Raw genomic sequence first — 19,069 nt, forward strand, 5'->3', positions numbered from 1 at the left:
AAGACTATCTTTGCTATTTTTAGATTATATTATGATTATTTATACTAATATTTTAAATATGCAATATTACGCACATACAATATAGAAAACCCTCTGTTTTTTAACAGGGGGTTTATCAACAAACTGATATTATAAAAGCTGCCTTTATGGCAGCTTTTATAATTAATTTAAACTTTATATTATTTGTTGCAAACGTAAGATAATAATTAAAATTGATAAATATTTGAAATAAAAGTATAATATTTCTAAATAATAAAATGTAATTGACTAGATAAATGAGAAATAGGATATAGTTTTTTATTTATTATAATTAATATAAGGGATGAGTAAAATGGCAACTTTAATTTTAAAAAATGGGAATATAGTTACTGATGATTCTATAAATGAAAATTTAGAAGATGTAGTTGGTTATTTATATAATACTAATAATATTGAAATAGTGAATGAAAAACAATTTAATAACATTCATAAGGATATAATTATTAAGAATAAAGATATGATCTTATTAAGAATACCAATTTTAGATAATGGAGAAAAAAGAGTTATCGATGGAGTAATTGATAAAGAAAAATTTATTATTAACTATGAAAATGATATGTTAATTGAATTTTTACAAGAAAAGATATCTTTACATAAAAATATTAATAAATATATATTAAGTCTTTTTATATTTCAATATTTTTCTTATGTATATAATGAAGAGCTATTATCTATAGAAGAAAGAGTGGACGAGTTATTTCAAGATGCAGTTTATAATGGGGAAGTAGATAATAAAGAAATATTAGAAATTAAAAAATCTGTATCTCTTATAAAGAGATTTACTACTTATTATAAATCCATGATAACATACTTAGATGATGAACTTAGCAACTTAGATTCATACAATAAGGCGTTGTTAGTTTTAGATAATACTTTAAGTCTAGTTGAAAATATTGAATCGTCAATTTTTTCATGTATAGATATTTATAATTCTGAACTATCTAATAAAATGAATAAAACAATGCAGCTTTTAACTATATTAACAGTTCTATCGCTTCCATTAACTATTGTATCAGGAATATTTGGAATGAACTTTCAAAGTATGCCTTTATTAAACAATAGTTATGGATTTACGTTAACTATTGTTTTGACATTAGGACTTATAGTAGTTGAAATTATATATTTTAAAAGAAATAAATATTTATAAAATAAAAAATTAAGAAATGAGAAGAGTAAAGGGAGTCTGAAATGAAAGAGTATACAAGTAAGGATGATCTTATTAATGAAATTGAAAAGACAGCTAATCTTGTTATTAAAGAGTTAATGAAATAAGCTGTCTAAAAGACAGCTTATTTTATAATTATTATTTATCTAGAACTACATAAGGTAGTTAATTTCTTTTATTTTATAATCCTTTATATAAACTCTAGGAGCTCTTCTACCAATTAGGCATAGAACTTCATAGCTTATTGTTCCAATAATCTCTGCCATATCTTCTGCATCAAATTTTACTTTTCCTGATTCCCCAAGAAGAATTACTTCATCAAAGGCTTTAACATCTTTAATATCAGTTACATCTACCATAAATTGATCCATACAAACAGTTCCTATGATAGGAGCAAGCTGACCATTTATGATTACTTTACCTTTGTTAGATAAGGCTCTTGAATACCCATCTGCATATCCTACTGGAAGTGTTGCTATTTTAGTTTTTCTAGTAGTCTTAAAAGTTTTACCATAACCTATAAATTCATTTGCATCTACTTCTTTTAAATGGACTATTCTAGTTTTCCATGTTAGTACAGGCTTGATTTTTAAGTTAGACATATTAACTTCACTTGAAGGATAATATCCATATTGAATAATACCTGGTCTAACGTAATCATAGTGGCTCTTTTGTAAATCAATAATTGCTGCGCTATTAGATAGGTTCTTCTTATTTATTTTTAATCCTCTTTCCTCTATAGCTGACATTATATTGTTATATACTTCAATTTGATAATCAGAATAAGACTTATCAATTGAGTCAGCAGTTGAAAAGTGCGAGAAAATACTTTCTATATTTAAATTACTTAATTTTGAAATTTCAATAATATCATTAATATCGGCTTCAGTGTTTCTAAAACCAATTCTACCCATACCTGAATCAATGGCTATATGAACATTAACTATTTTATTTAAACTTATAGCCCTATTATTAAGTTCTTTTGCAAAGTTTAATGAAGATATAGTTGGTTCAACTTCATAATTAATTATTGAGTCAATAGCATAGTTTTCACTAATTCCAAGAAGCATAATTGGAGCTTTAATGTTATTGTCTCTAAGTTCTATAGCCTCAATAATATTAGCTACTGCTAGTTTGTTAATACCATTTTCTAAAAGAGTTTTAGATACTTGAGCAGCACCATGACCATAAGCATTAGCTTTTACAACTCCGATTACTTCGCTGTTCTTAGATTGTCTCTTAATTTCTTTTATATTATTTATTAAATTATCTAAATTAATCTCAGCCCAAATTGGGTGTAATAAATCCATAATTATTCTCCTAACTATAATTGACTTTATAATAACACCATTGATATTATTATATACATATACTGAGACTTTGATAAGTGTCAGTTTTAAGAAAGTTAATGGTGTCAGTTTGGAGGGCTTATGGATTTTATAACAATATCTTTTGAAACTAATAGTAATGTTCCATTATATATTCAACTTTATAATTATTTTAAGAAAGAAATTGAAGTGGGTAACTTACAAGCTAATAGTAAATTACCCTCAAAAAGAAAGTTATCAAAGCATCTAGAAATAAGTCAAAATACTATTGAAGCAGCTTATGAACAATTAATAATAGAGGGATATATTATTTCTTTACCTAAGAAGGGGTATTTTGTTTCTGAGATTGAGAATGTTATTAACACGGAATCAATAAAGGAAAAAGAATCTATTATAAAAAAGAATAAAAAGGAATATAAATATGAGTTTTTCTCAAGTAGAGTAGATTTAGATAGTTTCCCTCATGCTATATGGAAGAGAATAAATAAAGAAATAATTAGTGAAGAAAATAAAAATTTACTTCAAATTGGACATTCTCAAGGGGATAAAAACTTAAGGGAAACAATTTCTAATTATTTAAGATTCTCAAGAGGAGTAAATTCAACAGCAGATAATATTGTGGTAGGTGCAGGTAGTGAGTATTTAATTCAGTTATTGATTAACTTATTAGGAAGAAATAAAGTTTATGGGGTTGAAGAACCGGGATATTATAAAGTAAGAAAAATTTTAAATATCAATGGTATTTATCCAAAAGGAATAAGCTTAGATAATCAAGGAATCAGTATAACTGATTTAGATAATTCAAAGGTTGAAGTCCTTCATATAACTCCATCACATCAATTTCCTACAGGAATAATAATGCCTATAAATAGAAGAATGCAATTATTATCTTGGGCAAATAGAGATGATAGAAGATATATTATAGAGGATGACTATGATAGTGAGTTTAGATTTGAAGGAAGGCCGATTCCAGCACTTCAAAGTTTGGACTCTAATGGGAGAGTTATTTATTTAGGAACATTTTCGAAATGTTTTTCACCTTCTATAAGAATAGCTTATTTGGTATTACCAGAAGAACTTATGAAAATATATAGAAGAGATTTTAGCTTTTTAGCATGTACAGTTTCTAGAACTACACAACAGGCTTTATTTAAATTCATTGAAGAGGGATACTTTGAGAGGCATTTGAATAAAATGAGGAATTTATATAAGAAAAAGAGAGAGTTTTTAGTTCAGCTTATTAATAGATATTTTTCTAATACTGAAATTATAGGCACTAATTCAGGATTGCATTTACTACTAAAAATTAATAACGGAATGAGTGAAAAAGAATTAATTAAGAAGGCAGAAGAAAATAAAATAAGGATATTAGGTTTATCAAATTCCTATATTAATGCTACTAAGGAAACTAGTACTGTCTTTTTAGGGTATGCTAGTTTGAGTAATGAAGAAATGGGAGAGGCAATAATAATATTAAAAAAAGCATGGAATTTATAAAAAAAAATTGGAGATAATATTAGAAGAATAACTGATAAAGGAAGTAATTTCATGGCTTATATTAATTTTAAAGAAGAAAAAGAAGTAGCGATAGATCAATTATATACAAGACGAGAGAATAATGAAAAACTCATTAATAGCATCTCATCTAGTAAAACAATATCGAAATTATATTCACCTAATGAGAAGTATAGCTATAAGAAGCATAATGAAATTGTTTTTGGAGGTGGCCATCCTAAGTGGGAGGAAGAGTTTGAAGAGATTGCAGATCTAGACATAGTTTGTGCTTCCTTTAATAAATGTATATTTTCCAATATTAAATTTTTAAGATGTAAGTTTGTTGGATGTACTTTTATTGATTGTGATTTCATAGGTGGTGGAGCCTTATTTGAAGATTGCTCCTTTGTAAAAAAAGAAAGTGAAGATAAACCTAACTTAAATATAGAAGATAATTTATCCTGTGATTTTATTAATTGCAAGATATATGCAAGGTTCTTTTTATCTAGCCTAGAGTTTATTATTTTTGATAACTGTGAGATTAAAGATACTACATTTGATTTATGTGATGTTAGTAGTGGAATAATAATAAATTCAAATATTGATAAGATATTTATAACTGATTCAAATTTATCAGGATTTAAATTGTTAGATACATATATAAAGGATTTAGAATTTAAGGATAAAGATAAAAGTAAATTAGATGAAAAGGCCTTTTTTGATAAGATTGAATTAAAGAAAAAAGATAGAGATGAGTACGAAGGTGTATATACTATATATGAGAATATTGCAGATAAATTTAAAGAAAATAACTTGACTAATAATTTTGGAGAGTACTACTTTTTATGTAGGAAGGTTCAAAGAAATGTGCTTAAACCAATGCCTAAAATTTCTTCAACTATTGGATTATTAAGTTGTGGGTATGGTGAAAGGCCAATATATGCAGTTTATTTTTCATTAGGTATTATACTAATATTTTCAATTTTATACCTACTATTTGGAATAGTACTTAATGATAGTATAGTCAATTTTTATGATTTGTATAAAATTAGTTTCAGAGAACTTTTAACAGTATATAATGAATCTTTAAATTTAAGTGTTGGAATGTTTGCAGGAGTTGGGTTAAATGAGGCACAGCCTTCACCAGCATCTTATATGCTAAGTAATATAGAGATGTTACTTGGAGTATTGATGATGGGAGTTGGAATAGGTGCTTTAGTTAAGAAAATAGTAAGATAAATTGTTTTAAATTGAGCAGGAGTTTTTAACATAATATGCTCGGTCTCAGTGATACGCTTCAAGTCGGCTTATGCACAATATGTTAAAACTTCCTTGAATAATTTAAACTTGTGGATGCAACCTACTAAAGGAAGACATTCAGGTAAACTGAATTTTAAGAATTATTGCTGAGTGTGTATGTTAAATAAAAATATTACTTCACTTTATAAATACATTAAATAATGATATTTGCTAGTAATTAGATATTTAAAATGAAATAATGAAAGAAAGAGGTTTTGCACTGCAAAACCTCTTTTGTTTTAAAGGTTTTATTATAAAAAAATCTGTAAGAATTTTTTATAGGCATTCTTTCATTTTTTAATTTTTTCATTCTTCAATTAATAAAATGCTTGGCTTTTACTACATTGGTATCATTTATGAAACTATGACACTTAAAAGTGCGTACTTAACAAATGGGGATATAAGGTATAGCATTATATTATAACTATAAGCATAAAATTTAAAAGAAATTTTAAATTAAGAAATGAGGTAAGATGATGAATATAGAAAATATATATGGTCTTAGGAAACTAAGAAATATTACAATTGCAACTACTGATATAGTTGAGTTTAGGAGTAAATTTATAAATGATTAAAGATGTTATTTTACAATTAGTTGATAAGAAAGAATTTTTTATAAATCTTTTATTAGAGCATCTAGAGATATCTATAATATCTATAACTATTGCAACGGTTATTGGGTTAATTATAGGAGTTTTAATTAGTGAGTATGAGAAAAGTTCTAAATTAGTTCTTGGAATAATAAACTTTGTTTATACAATTCCATCAATATCCTTATTAGGTTTTCTAATTCCACTATCTGGTATAGGGAATACTACTGCAATTATAGCATTGACAGTTTATGCATTATTACCAATGGTACGTAATACTCATACAGGTATAACTAATATCGATAATAGGGTATTAGAAGCTGCAAAAGGAATGGGAAGTACTAATTTTCAAATACTATATAAAATTAAACTTCCTTTAGCTATGCCAGTTATTATGACAGGCCTACGTAGTATGGCAACTATGACTATTGCATTAGCAGGTATTGCTTCATTTATCGGAGCAGGGGGTCTTGGAGTTGCTATTTATAGAGGAATAACTACTAATAATGCAGCATTAACTATAGCTGGAAGCTTACTTATTGCAATTTTAGCTATAGTAGTAGATTTGATTTTAAGTTTATTAACAAAATTATCTAAAAAGAATATTAGAAAAAATAAAAAATTAAAATGGATAGCATTAGGACTAATAGTTGTTATAGTTATTTCATTAGTTGGAAAAGTACTAACTAGAAAAGGTGATAATGAAACTATTAATATTGCTACAAAGCCTATGACAGAGCAGTATATAATAGGTGCTATGCTTAAGCTGGTAATAGAGGATAAAACTGATTTAAATGTGAATATAATTCAAGGCGTAGGTGGTGGAACATCTAATATTATGCCTGGAATGGAAAATAAGGAATTTGATATGTATCCAGAATATACTTCAACTGGTTGGAACATGGTTTTAAAACATGACGGAGTATATGATGAATCTATGTATGAAGAATTAAAAAAAGAGTATTTAGAAAAGTATAACTTTGTTTGGACAGGCAACTTTGGGTTTAATGATTCTTATGGGCTAGCAGTTAAAAAAGATATAGCTAAAAAGTATAATTTAAAAACATATTCTGATCTAGCAAAAGTATCTGACAAGCTTATATTTGGTGCTGAATATGATTTTTATGAAAGACCAGATGGATATAACAGTTTTGCAGAAACTTACGGATTCAACTTTAAAAGCACAGTAGATTTAGATATTGGTCTAAAATATTCTGCTATAAATGAAGGAAAGGTAGATGTAATGAACATTTTTACAACAGATGGACAACTTTCAGTTTCTGATGTTGTAGTTTTAGAAGATGATAAGCAATTCTTTTCTTCTGCTATGGCTGTGATGGTTGTGAGATCAGAAATATTAGATAATTACCCAGAATTAGATAAAGTCCTAAATAGTCTAGAAGGAATATTAGATGATAAAACAATGGCTGATCTTAATTATCAAGTTGAAACAGATGGAAAATCTCCAGAAGATGTTGCTGAAAAGTTTATTTTAGATAAAGGAATTATAAAATAGGGGGTTGAAATGGAAGAAATAATTAGATTTGATGATATAAAGAAAAGTTATGGAGAGAAAATAATTGTAGAAGGATTTAATCTATCAATTAATAAGGGTGAGTTTTTAACGATAATAGGTAGCTCTGGCTCTGGAAAAACTACCATATTAAAGATGATCAATGGGTTAATTAAACCTGAAGCAGGGAAGGTTTTTATTAGAGATAATAATATAGAAGATGCAGATATTATAGATCTTCGTAGAAATATAGGTTATGCAATTCAAGGAAGTGTTTTATTTCCTCATATGACAGTGGAAGAAAATATAGCTTATGTCCCTAACTTATTAAATAAGAAAAATAAAGAGAAAACTAAGGAAGCTGTTAAAAAGTGGATGAATATAGTTGGGTTAGAGGTGGATATGCTTAATAGATATCCTGATGAGCTTTCAGGCGGTCAGCAACAAAGAGTAGGTATAGCTAGATCTTTAGCAGCATCACCAGATATTCTTTTAATGGATGAACCTTTTGGAGCAGTAGATGAAATTACTAGAGGGCAGTTACAAGAGGAAATTGCAAAAATTCATAATAAAACAGGGATAACAATAGTATTTGTTACTCATGATATTTCAGAAGCTATTAAGCTTGGGACAAAGATTCTTGTTATGAATTGTGGAAAAATAGAGCAATATTCAGAACCAAAAGAAATATTGAAAAATCCAGCAACAGATTTTGTAGAGGCATTAGTATCAAGAGAAAGGAAAATGTATAATTTTTCTGATGAAGAAGAGTCCAAATTAATTTATTGATTTAGATAAAGATACTATCTAACAATTGAAATTTATAAATAAATAAAAAATATTAAAGAAGATTTATAGTATAAGGGAGTTGTCTTTGAGACAACCCCCTTATTTAATATTTAATAAATTATTATCTCAATAATAATTTATTGTTTTTCAATAAAAATATCTTGTAAAAGATTAATTATAGTGGTAATATAGAAAAAAGATAGGAGGATTATTATGGAAATTAAAGATGAGAAATTTTTATCAAAGATATTAAGTATTATACTTAATGTCAGTATTATTTTTGGAATTTTACTTACGATTATAATGATTTACAATACTTTCATAAATAGAGAGATACAAAATATATTAATAAATAAGAGCATAGTAATAATATTATTAGTAGTAGGTATAAGCAATTTATTTTTTATAGTTTTCAAATTAAAAGGAATAATAAAAACACTAATAAATGGTGATCCCTTTGTTAGATCTAATGTTGATTCATTTAAAATGATATCACTATCATCCTTATTAATAGCAATTTGCTATTTAATTAATTTATTACTTAATTCAAATCTTAAAGAGTTTAAGTTTATCTATGTAGATAATATGGGAATTCATACAGATATGGAGGCATTTATATTTCTATTTGCTGCAGCTTTCATCTATATTCTGGCTAAAGTCTTTGATAAAGCAGTATCATTTAAAGAAGATAATGATTTAACTATATGATAAGGAGAGAAGTATGGGAATAGTAGTAAACTTAGATGTTATGATGGCCAAGAGAAAAATATCATTAAATGAACTATCAGAACTAGTTGGAATTACAAATGCTAATCTATCAATATTAAAGACTAACAAGGCAAAGGCTGTTAGGTTCTCAACCTTAGAAGCAATTTGCAGAGAGCTAAACTGTCAACCCGGCGATATATTAGAATATATAGAAAAATAATGGAGGTGTAATATGGTTAATGCTGTTTCTTTAGTTTTAATGAAAGGTGATAAAATTTTATTACTTAAAAGAGAAAAAAATAGAATACCAGTTATAGTAATGAAGGAAGATGAAACCACTGAAAAATGTTTAGAGAGATGGACAAAAGATAATATTTCTGTAGGAACTTCAAAATTAATAAAGTATGATAAAACTTTTAATATTGAAGGATATAATATTAATTTAGTTTTTGTAGATGCTTCAAATTCTGAGGTGAGTATCATTAATGAAGGCTTAGTATTAGAACCTTTCGATATAAGTAAAATAAATAGATTTGAGGAAGAACTCTTAAGATCTGTAGTTATTAAGTGCAAATCAATTAACTATAGAACACATGCAATTGAGTTATTAGAAAAAGTCTACAATATAAGAACCAATTATAGAGTGAGGAGACCTTTATTAGAATTAGAAAAGGGAAGAATGAAAAGCAATAAGGCTATTAACTTAATTGTTTTATCCCTATTTGTAGGAGTACTTTTATCAATATTTCTATTTAACTACTTTGGAATATCAATAGCAATAATTACAGTATTAATGATTGCAATATTCTTTACAGTTGTAGGTGTAAGAAATAAAAGCTATTTAGGATTCTTCTTAGTTTTATCTAGTTTAGTACTGTCAATAACTTATGGGATTTTTACAAATGAGTTATTTAGATTTTTAAATTTAATAGTTATACCAATTAATTTATTCTCAGGATTTTTATTACTAACTTATGAAAATCTACCATTTAAACTAGTTACTTTTATTATTGCATTTTTAGAAATTATAGTAGGTAAATCTTTTGAAAATACTTCAAAGCTTTCCTTTGAGTTTAAAGAAAAATTTAGTAAAGCTGATGGAGAAAAAAAGAGTAAGAATATGAAGCATATAATTAATGGAATTCTGATTTCAATTCCATTAGTGATAGTTTTATTAATGATACTTTCAGGTGCAGATGAAGTATTTAGTTATTATCTATCTAATATATGGGATTATATTAATATAAATAATATTTATGACTTTATAGTTAGAGTAATTATAGCTTTAGTGATTATGTTCTTAACTTATGGCTTATATTACTCTTTAGCCTCAGTTAAAGTAGCTAATGTAAATAATAAAACTTTTAATAGAACATTTAATTCAACGACAATAAGTACAATACTAGTATCAATAATATTAATTTATTTGGTATTTACTAAGATTCAAGTATCTTATCTATATTTAAATAAAGCCTTACCATTTGGAGTTACTTTCTCTGAATATGCAAGAAAGGGTTTCTTTCAATTAGTATTTTTAGTAGTGATAAATTTAATTATGATAATATCTATTAAAGTTAAAACAGATGTAAAAAATTCTAAATCTAATAATTTCTTAAATATAATATATAGTGTTATTACATTATTAACTATGAATATGGGCGTAGCTGCAATATACAAGATGAATCTTTATATTGGAGAATTTGGATACACTAGACTTAGAATATTAGTTCAAGCATTTACACTATTTTTATGTATAGCTTTATTACTACTACTAGTTTTCATTTGGAGGGAAAAACTTTTATTTAAACCTATTGTTGTTTCAGCAGTGGCAATATATTTAGTTTTAAATTACATTAATATAGATAATTTTATAGCTAAGGAAAATCTAAAGCTTATTAATACAAGAGCTGAAATTGATTTATGGTATATATCAACCTTATCCTTAGATGCTAAAGAAGCCATTGATGAAGGAAGAGAAAAAGGATTAGTAAGTAGTGAATATTATAATTACTGGGCAAATAAGAGAGTAGCAATTGAGCGTTGGTATGAGTATAACTATTTTAATAATAATGTATTGAAATAAAAATGTTTATTTTAAATATAAAAAATATTAGGCTACCTTTAGTATTGTCCCTGTCTACTTGACAGGGATTATACTACAAAGGTAGCCTATTTTAAAAAGTATAATTCAATAATAAAGTAACGAATATTTTTTTATATACAGAATATCATTTACAGATTAATATATAGAATAAAAGAGAATAGTATGATTAGCTTAATTACGCCTGCTAATGTAGAGCTGTTTCTCTACAGTATTTCTAACTTTAATTTTAGCTTTAATACTCTTAAGACTGCTTTATCTATGACTTCTTCTTTTATTTCTCCATTTTTAACAGCATCAATTACAGTAGGAATCTGAGTGATATAATCGGAAGAGATAATTAAATCATTACCTGAATTTACTGCTAAAATTGCAGAATTACCTTCTCCATAATAGTTCTTAATAGCACTCATCTGTAAGTCATCTGTCATTATTACCCCATCAAAATTCAATTCATCTCTAATAACATTATGGACTTCTTTAGAGAGAGAAGCTGGAAGATTTTCATCAATAGAATTTATAATATTATGAGAAACTAAAATGCTATCAGCGCCTTCATCTATACCAGCTTTAAAAGGAATAAAGTCATTAGTTAAAAAGCTATCATAACTTTTAGTATCTATTGAAAGATCTGAATGAGTGTCTAAGTTATTACCATAACCAGGGAAATGTTTTAAAGTTGAACCTATTTTATTTTCTTTCATAGTTTTAATTACGGTTCTAATATATTCAGCAGTTTCTTCTGCATCTTTTCCGAAGGTCCTAGAATAAATATAATCATTAGGATCAGTTGAAATATCAGCAACTGGAGCTAAATTCATATTAATACCAAGGGACTTTAAAAGAGTTGCTTTTTCTTTTGTGTCACTTATAATTAATGGGAAACCACCTTCGTTATAGAGGTCTTGTGGTGAGTAAAATGGAACAGATCTAAATGCTGGATACCAGCTTAGTCTATTGACAGTTCCGCCTTCTTCATCAACAGCGATAATCATATTTATTAATGAGTTTTCTTGATAAGTTTTAATGGTATTAGATAAACTTTCTTTAGTTTCGTTATTAATATTTTCATCAAATAATATAAAACCACTAACCTTATACAGATTAATATCTTCAATAGCAGTATCTCTATTACATCTAATAAGAAACATTTGTCCCACTTTTTCTTCCAAGGACATAGATTCTAGAATTTTATTAGCTTTTTCTTCTAAGATTTTATTTATGTTGGTTTCTTTATCCACATAATTAGATTCTTCATTATTTTCCTCTAAATTATTTGCTGTAGAACTTGTATTGTTATTATTTTCAGTGATAGTTTTATTTATAAATTTTCCGATTAAATAACCTGAAAATAGTGATATAACAAGAAAAAGTATTATTAATATAAATTTTTTCATAGATACCTCCAAATAAAAAGTAATCTTTATTTTTAATATTACCACTTATTGTAAGATGTAAACAGTATATAGTGAAAAGTATTAGAATAATAAATACTATAGTTCAAACTTATGTAGGTATAAATATCTACATAAATATATTAATTTAAAATCAAGAAAAATTATGCTATATTATACTCGTATTAATATTAAAATATGTTGTTTTTTATATAAAAATAGTTTAAATTATATTGAGAATCTGACTTTTTGTCATATTATATAAGTTTGTTAATCTTTCTTGGAGTATGTAACAACGTGGAATAAACTTATTGTATTTCAAAGGTTTTACAAGCTAATATTAATGTGACTTAACATATATAATTTTAAAGTATGGAGGAAAAAATGAGGAAATCTAAAAAGTCTTTAATAGCATTTTTATGTGTGTTAATTTTTATCTTTAATACAGCAGTAAGTACATATGCAGTAGACAAAAGTAATGTAGATGGAATAAAAGAAAAAAGTGTGGTATTTCTTATTGAGGGGCAAGGAAACGAAAGTGCAGGTGACGGGACGGAAAAAAATCCGTATAGAAACATTAAAACAGCTCTTAAAAATGTTACTGCAGGAGGCACAATTAAGTTAGTAGGGCAAATTAAATATTGGAAGTATGATGAAGCACCAAATTTATTATATCGTCCCATAATTATAGATAAAGAAGTAACTTTTGATGGACAATCCAACTCATTTATCACAAGAGCCCCGATACAATTAGCGGCAGATGTTACTTTTAAAAATATAAGAATGGAATTTTGGGCATCTAATGAACTAATGCCAGGGGTCCCTGATAGTGGATTACCTCAAGATGAGATAGATGAAGGTACTAAGTTTAGAAGTGGTAGATCTATTTACCTTGCAGGACATAAGTTAACCCTTGATAATGTAGATACAACAAATAGTAGCAGTTCTTTCCATAGAGATTATCGTCCATATATTAGTGGAGGAACATTTTTTGAGGGAGGAGAGACAGGAAATAAGGCAGTTCTTAATGTTATAAACCCAAATTCAGGAACGGAATTTGCAGAAATATATGCAGGAGATTATTGGGTAGAAAGAAACTATCCAGTGGAACTTAATATTAATGGAAAAGTAATTGGGAATACTATTTATACTGGGGGAATAAAAAATAAACATAATGGAGATGTTGTAATTAACATCTACAATAAGGGGAAAAGTTCAGTAATTGATACTAAGAACCATAATGGTAAGGTTGATGTGAATGTAAAAGAGAATACAAAAATTCGAGATGCATCATTTAATGGAATAAGAAATTTAACTTTAGAAAAAAATTCAGAAGTAATTCTTAGAAATAATGTTAAAGATTTAATTATAAATGATCTTACAGTAAGTAGCGGTGCTATATTAGATTCTAGAGAACTTGGTAATAATCTAGTAGTTACAGGTGATTTTGTTGGAGATACTTCAAAAAATAACTCTGTATTAGGTGGAACTATATTTTTAAGTGATAATCAAGTTATTGATATAAGCGGTGATGTTAAAGGCGTTACAAAGTTAAATAGTTATAATAGTATTAACAAAGAGCCTTTAAAAGATAATCATACATATATTAAAGCAAAAGAAAATGCAACTGGTGACTTTGTAATAGAGCCAGAGTATTCTCAATCTAAGTATAAACTAGAGAAAAATCATAACAATTCATCACGTACTACTTGGACTGCTATTAGTAATAAAGAAATCTTTAAGAAGTTTCAATGGACTGGAAATGAAAATGATGAAATTTTAAATCCAGATTATAGCGTAGAGTATTTATATCCAATTAAATATATTAATGAAAAAGATGATGTATATACTCCATTTGGAGAAGAGTGGAATGAATTTTCTGCAACTCTTACAAAACCTGATGGTACTATTTTAGATACTGTTAATAATGAAAGTGATTCTGACTTTGAGATATACTTATATGAAGATGGTGTAATAGTAAATATTTATAATACTGGTTTTTCAGGAGAGATTACTTTAAAAGTTATTCATAAGGATGGGAAAGATATATCAAAAAAAGTTAAAATTGGACAACTTCAAAATTCAAGCCCTCCAGTAATAGAAGGAGCAAAAGATATAGAGCTGAAAATTAGTGAAGTTGATGAATTTAATTCAAAGCATAAGTTAACAGGAATAACAGTAAGTGATGATAAAGATACTATAGATAAAAATTCAATAATAGTAACTGGTAATGTAGGTAAGCCATCAGCAGGGAAAATTGAAAAGTATACACTAACATATCAAGTAACTGATACTGATAATAATACTACAACAATATATAGAAATATAACAGTAACGAATAGATTACCAGAGATAGTTGCAAATGATGTAACTATAAGAAAAGGTAAATCAATAAATTTACTAACAGACTCAAGAATAGGATTAAATGCTACAGATTATGAAGATGGTAATAAAAAATCTGATATCACTGTAGAAAGTATGGGAGGATTACAGGTATCTAATCCAGCAGAAGGTAAATATACAGTAATTTATAAAGTAATAGATAAAGACAAAAATAAAGTTACAAAGAAAATAACAGTAACTGTAGATTCTAATAATGCACCTAAAATAAATGGAGCTAATAACACAAAGATAAAAATTGGAGAGGTAGATAAATTTGACTTACTTAAAGGTATAACAGTAACAGATGATCACGATAAAAATTTAAAGATTACTGTAAGTGGAAAAATAAGTAAGCCATCTCCAGGAAAAAACACAAATTCTACAATAACTTATACAGTAAAAGATACAGATGGTAATACTACTAAAGTAACTAGAATAATAACAGTAACTAATCAACTGCCAACAATATCAGGATTAATTAATATAACAATAAAGAAAGGTCAAACTGCAGACCTAAGATTTGGAGTAGGGGCTAAGGATCATGAAGATGGAAATTTAACAGGGAAGATAGTATTTCCAAGTACTAATTTAAGTACTCTTCCGATAGGAAAACATAATGTAACATATAAAGTAACAGATAGTAACAACAATAGTGTTACTAAGACAAGAGTAATAACAGTTGAGGCCAATACTATAACTAAAAGGGATTTAATAGGAAAAGATAGGTTTGAAACAGCGACCAAAATATCTAAAGAGGGTTGGAACTCAGCAAATACTATTTTATTAGTAAATGGATATGATGAACATTTAGTAGATGGTCTTACAGCAACGCCATTAGCTACTGCACTAGATGCACCTGTATTATTATCTGGAAATAGAAGTATATCAAAAACAACAGTAGATGAGATAAAAAGATTAAATCCTTCTAAGATAATAGTTATTGGAGGAACAGGAGCTGTTAATGAATCAGTAATAAATGAATTAAAAAACATAAATAAAAATATGTCGGTTAAAAGAATAGGTGGTAAAAATAGATATGAAACTTCCTTAAATATAGCTAAGGAACTTGATGCTATAGTACCAATAAAAAAGATATATGTAGGTGCTGGTAATGGTGAACCTGATTCATTATCAATATCATCTGTAGCTGGTAGAGATAAATCACCAATAATACTTACATCAAAAGAGAGTGTAGATTCAAATACTTTCAATTACTTAAAAAGCAAAAGATTAACAGATGCATATTTTATAGGTGGAACAGGAGTTATATCAAATAAAGTTATAGATCAAATAAATGGTATAGTTTCAAAAAATGTATCAGGTAATAGAATTGATGGTAAAAATAGGAATGAAACTAATGCAAATGTAATAAAGAAGTTTTATCCAGAGACTACTTTAAAAGGCGTTGTAATAGCTAAAGATTTAGATTTAGTAGATGCGTTAGCAGTAGGACCACTTGCAGCAAAGAAAAATATTCCTGTTGTACTTGCACAAAAGAGTTTAAGTACAGGACAAGAAGCAGTATTAAAAAGTAAAACTACAAATATAATATTCCAAGCTGGTGGAGGAGTAAATACTTCTGTATTAGAAAAGTTGAAAAAATTACTAACTATTTAAATTAAAAATATTTAGAAGTTATTTAAATTAGATAATTAATTTAATAACAAAAAGGAGGGAATAGTATTTTTCTCCTTTTTCTTATACATATAATGAGTGATAGAAAAAATTAAATAGAAACATTATATTGTTATAAATAGGACAAGTTTTTTACTTATAATGCTTATATAAAAAATGATATATAAAATAAAAAGTATAAATTATTTACAAAGGGGAAATGTAAAGTTATAATGTTACTGATAATAAAAATAAAGGCATTGAAAGAGAAGAGTATATAGAAATTTAGTTTAAAAGAGATCTAGGGAGGGTGAAATCCTGGAAGCTAAACCTATAGAAAGAAGCTCCGGAGCTATGATGCTGTCATGTAATGTAATATTAATAATAAGAAGAAGACTTCCATAGAAGTTTAAAACAATTTGTAAGTAATTCCAAAGGGGTTACATCAATAATTGCTAATTCTTAATTATTAATCGGTAATTGTCTAACGGCACGTGGGATTCTTCCCTTATAAAGAAAGAGTGGATTAATTTATATTAATCAACTTAGGTGGTAACGCGGAAAACTTGTCTTTCGTCCTAAGGTCTTTAGGATTGAAGACTTTTTTATTTTGCAAATAAAGTGATTCTTAGCTTCAGATGGAGTTTTCTTAAAAAGTAGAGAACCAAAATCTTGTATTTTGTGTGAATCACTTTCAAAGAGTGCAGGATGCCTAATCCATCTGAAGGTTAGAAGAACTAATCCAGGCGCATAGCAATGCTTAGCTCCCACTTTGAGAATATGGGAGTATTAGCAATGGTAGCCATCGGATAAATATTTAGTTAAGAAAGGATAGAAAAAAATGAGTTTAGAAAAATTAGCGGATTTAATATTTCCAAATGTAGATAAGACTCCAGAAGATTATATTAAAATGTATCCAAAGAGAAATTTAAAAGAAGGTGCTGTAGTATCTAGATATGCTCCATCACCAACAGGATTCCAACATATAGGAGGAGTTTTTGCTGCGTTAATAAATGAAAGAATTGCTAGTCAAACTGATGGAGTTTTCTATTTAAGAATAGAAGATACTGACCAAAAAAGAGAAGTTCAAGGTGCTATAGAAGATACTATTCAAACTATGCATAACTTTGGAATGGATTTTAATGAAGGAATGACTGGAAATGACACTTCTAAAGGTGAATATGGTCCATATAGACAAAGTGAAAGAGCTGATATATACAGAGCCTTTGCTAAGGATTTAATTAAAAAGGGATTAGCATATCCAGCTTTTGATACACCAGAAGAGCTTGCAGAACTTAGAGAAAGACAAACTGCAGCTAAAATAACTCCAGGATATTATGGAGAATATGCTAAGGATAGAAATTTAACTCCAGAAGAGGCTATGGAAAAGATAAATAATGGAGATGCCTACATAATTAGATTTAAGTCACCAGGAAATATAGAGAATAGAGTAGAATTCCATGATTTAATAAAGGGAGATATAAGCTTCCCAGAAAATAATCAAGATATAGTTATAATAAAGGGTGATGGACTTCCAACTTATCACTTTGCTCATGCTATAGATGATGCTTTAATGAGAACAACTCACGTTATAAGAGGAGAAGAATGGTTATCTTCATTACCAATACACGTTCAATTATTTGATGTATTAGGTTTAGAAAGACCAAACTATGCTCATATTCCAACTATAATGAAGAATGATAATGGTTCTAAGAGAAAATTATCAAAGAGAAAAGATGCTGAAGCCGCAGTTTCATACTATAAAGAAGTTGGATATCCAATGGTATCAGTAATTGAATACTTATTAAATATTATAAATTCTACTTTTGAAGATTGGAGAGCTGAAAATCCAACTACAGATTATCATGAATTCCAAGTAGCTTTAGATAAGATGAGTAAATCAGGAGCATTATTTGATATAGTTAAATTAAATGATGTAAGTAAAGAAGTTATCTGTAAGATGAAAGCTGATGTAGTATATGATTACTATACAGCTTGGGCTAAGGAATTCGATAAGGAAATGTATGACTTAGTAACTGCAAATGAAAAAATGTCTAAGGAAATCTTCAACATAGACAAAGAAGGTCCAAAGCCAAGAAAAGACTTTGCTAAATGGGATGAAGTAAGAGGAAAGGTTGATTATTTCTTTGATGAATTATTTAATAAAGAAACATCAGAAAATGTTGAACTTCCAAAGACTTTAACTTTAGAAAATGCAAAAGAAGTAATAAAAGTATATAAAGATAAATTTAACTTTAATGCAGGTAGTCAAGAAGCTTGGTTTGAAGATTTAAAGGCTATTGGAACAGAACTTGGATATTGTGCAAATAGAAAAGAATATAAAGCAAACCCAGATGCATTTAAGGGAATGATTTCTGATGTTGCTGGTGCTGTAAGAGCTGCACTATCTCATAGAAGCAATACTCCTGATCTTTATACTATTATGCAAATATTAGGTGAAGATAAAGTAAGAGCTAGATTTGAAGCATTTTTAAATTTATAAAATAAAGGTCGTTGTAAAACGACCTTTATTAATTCTGAATATTTTAAGAGTAATCTGCATTTCTTTTTTTCATATAGATAGCGATACCTAATGCTATAACAATTATAAATCCTACTCCAATAAATAGAGGTGATACTTTAATAGAAACTA

At 27.3% G+C, this 19,069-nt stretch carries 12 protein-coding genes; 10 read left to right on the forward strand and 2 right to left on the reverse strand.

The annotated features are described in order from the left end of the window. The first annotated feature begins 322 nt into the window (after window positions 1–322). Window positions 323–1,186 (forward strand): hypothetical protein, encoded by an 864-nt coding sequence (locus tag GPX08_RS12160; RefSeq protein WP_156627073.1) that lies wholly within the window; start codon window positions 323–325, stop codon window positions 1,184–1,186. A 170-nt stretch (window positions 1,187–1,356) separates the two neighbouring features. On the opposite strand, the gene alr is transcribed toward GPX08_RS12160, so the two are convergent. Next, a complete protein-coding gene (alr, locus tag GPX08_RS12165) occupies window positions 1,357–2,514 on the reverse strand; it encodes an alanine racemase (RefSeq protein WP_156627074.1) in 1,158 nt (385 codons plus the stop codon). Window positions 2,515–2,634: 120 nt separating this feature from the next. Between alr and GPX08_RS12170 the strand changes: the two genes are divergently transcribed. The 7 genes from GPX08_RS12170 (at window position 2,635) to GPX08_RS12200 (ending at window position 11,008) form a co-directional block, all read left to right on the forward strand. Beyond that, on the forward strand, window positions 2,635–4,029 hold the full coding sequence (locus GPX08_RS12170) for an aminotransferase class I/II-fold pyridoxal phosphate-dependent enzyme (protein WP_156627075.1): 1,395 nt from the start codon (window positions 2,635–2,637) through the stop codon (window positions 4,027–4,029). 51 nt (window positions 4,030–4,080) lie between these two features. Then, complete coding sequence (locus GPX08_RS12175; protein ID WP_156627076.1) at window positions 4,081–5,265, forward strand: pentapeptide repeat-containing protein; 1,185 nt, start codon at window positions 4,081–4,083, stop codon at window positions 5,263–5,265. 627 nt (window positions 5,266–5,892) lie between these two features. Then, on the forward strand, window positions 5,893–7,431 hold the full coding sequence (locus GPX08_RS12180) for an ABC transporter permease subunit (protein WP_156627077.1): 1,539 nt from the start codon (window positions 5,893–5,895) through the stop codon (window positions 7,429–7,431). A gap of 9 nt (window positions 7,432–7,440) precedes the next feature. Continuing rightward, window positions 7,441–8,217, forward strand: a complete 777-nt coding sequence (locus GPX08_RS12185; protein WP_156627078.1) for an ATP-binding cassette domain-containing protein — start codon at window positions 7,441–7,443, stop codon at window positions 8,215–8,217. A gap of 213 nt (window positions 8,218–8,430) precedes the next feature. Further along, entirely contained in the window at window positions 8,431–8,925 is a 495-nt protein-coding gene (locus GPX08_RS12190) for a DUF2975 domain-containing protein (protein ID WP_156627079.1), read from the forward strand. Window positions 8,926–8,938: 13 nt separating this feature from the next. Then, window positions 8,939–9,145 (forward strand): helix-turn-helix domain-containing protein, encoded by a 207-nt coding sequence (locus GPX08_RS12195; RefSeq protein WP_156627080.1) that lies wholly within the window; start codon window positions 8,939–8,941, stop codon window positions 9,143–9,145. Between the two features lie 12 nt (window positions 9,146–9,157). Then, window positions 9,158–11,008 (forward strand): DUF4173 domain-containing protein, encoded by a 1,851-nt coding sequence (locus tag GPX08_RS12200; protein WP_156627081.1) that lies wholly within the window; start codon window positions 9,158–9,160, stop codon window positions 11,006–11,008. Window positions 11,009–11,232: 224 nt separating this feature from the next. Here the strand turns inward: GPX08_RS12200 and GPX08_RS12205 are convergent, their stop codons facing one another. Beyond that, window positions 11,233–12,423: a beta-hexosaminidase gene (locus GPX08_RS12205; protein ID WP_156627082.1), complete on the reverse strand. Its 1,191-nt coding sequence runs from the start codon at window positions 12,421–12,423 to the stop codon at window positions 11,233–11,235. 369 nt (window positions 12,424–12,792) lie between these two features. Between GPX08_RS12205 and GPX08_RS12210 the strand changes: the two genes are divergently transcribed. Both GPX08_RS12210 and GPX08_RS12215 read left to right on the forward strand, forming a co-directional pair. After that, the gene (locus GPX08_RS12210; protein ID WP_156627083.1) at window positions 12,793–16,419 is read left to right on the forward strand and encodes a DUF5011 domain-containing protein; all 3,627 of its coding nucleotides are present in this window, start codon (window positions 12,793–12,795) and stop codon (window positions 16,417–16,419) included. Between the two features lie 838 nt (window positions 16,420–17,257). Next, on the forward strand, window positions 17,258–18,919 hold the full coding sequence (locus GPX08_RS12215; protein WP_156627084.1) for a glutamate--tRNA ligase: 1,662 nt from the start codon (window positions 17,258–17,260) through the stop codon (window positions 18,917–18,919). Window positions 18,920–19,069: the final 150 nt, after the last annotated feature.

Source organism: Clostridium tertium, assembly GCF_902652255.1.
Taxonomy (GTDB): Bacteria; Bacillota; Clostridia; order Clostridiales; family Clostridiaceae; genus Clostridium; species Clostridium tertium_A.

Coding starts and splice junctions, on each gene's coding strand:
- GPX08_RS12205 (WP_156627082.1), bottom strand. CDS start 12,423: ATGAAAAAATTTATATTAATAATACTTTTTCTTGTTATATCACTATTT.
- GPX08_RS12180 (WP_156627077.1), top strand. CDS start 5,893: ATGATTAAAGATGTTATTTTACAATTAGTTGATAAGAAAGAATTTTTT.
- GPX08_RS12200 (WP_156627081.1), top strand. CDS start 9,158: ATGGTTAATGCTGTTTCTTTAGTTTTAATGAAAGGTGATAAAATTTTA.
- alr (WP_156627074.1), bottom strand. CDS start 2,514: ATGGATTTATTACACCCAATTTGGGCTGAGATTAATTTAGATAATTTA.
- GPX08_RS12190 (WP_156627079.1), top strand. CDS start 8,431: ATGGAAATTAAAGATGAGAAATTTTTATCAAAGATATTAAGTATTATA.
- GPX08_RS12160 (WP_156627073.1), top strand. CDS start 323: ATGAGTAAAATGGCAACTTTAATTTTAAAAAATGGGAATATAGTTACT.
- GPX08_RS12215 (WP_156627084.1), top strand. CDS start 17,258: ATGAGTTTAGAAAAATTAGCGGATTTAATATTTCCAAATGTAGATAAG.
- GPX08_RS12195 (WP_156627080.1), top strand. CDS start 8,939: ATGGGAATAGTAGTAAACTTAGATGTTATGATGGCCAAGAGAAAAATA.
- GPX08_RS12210 (WP_156627083.1), top strand. CDS start 12,793: ATGGAGGAAAAAATGAGGAAATCTAAAAAGTCTTTAATAGCATTTTTA.
- GPX08_RS12185 (WP_156627078.1), top strand. CDS start 7,441: ATGGAAGAAATAATTAGATTTGATGATATAAAGAAAAGTTATGGAGAG.
- GPX08_RS12175 (WP_156627076.1), top strand. CDS start 4,081: ATGGCTTATATTAATTTTAAAGAAGAAAAAGAAGTAGCGATAGATCAA.
- GPX08_RS12170 (WP_156627075.1), top strand. CDS start 2,635: ATGGATTTTATAACAATATCTTTTGAAACTAATAGTAATGTTCCATTA.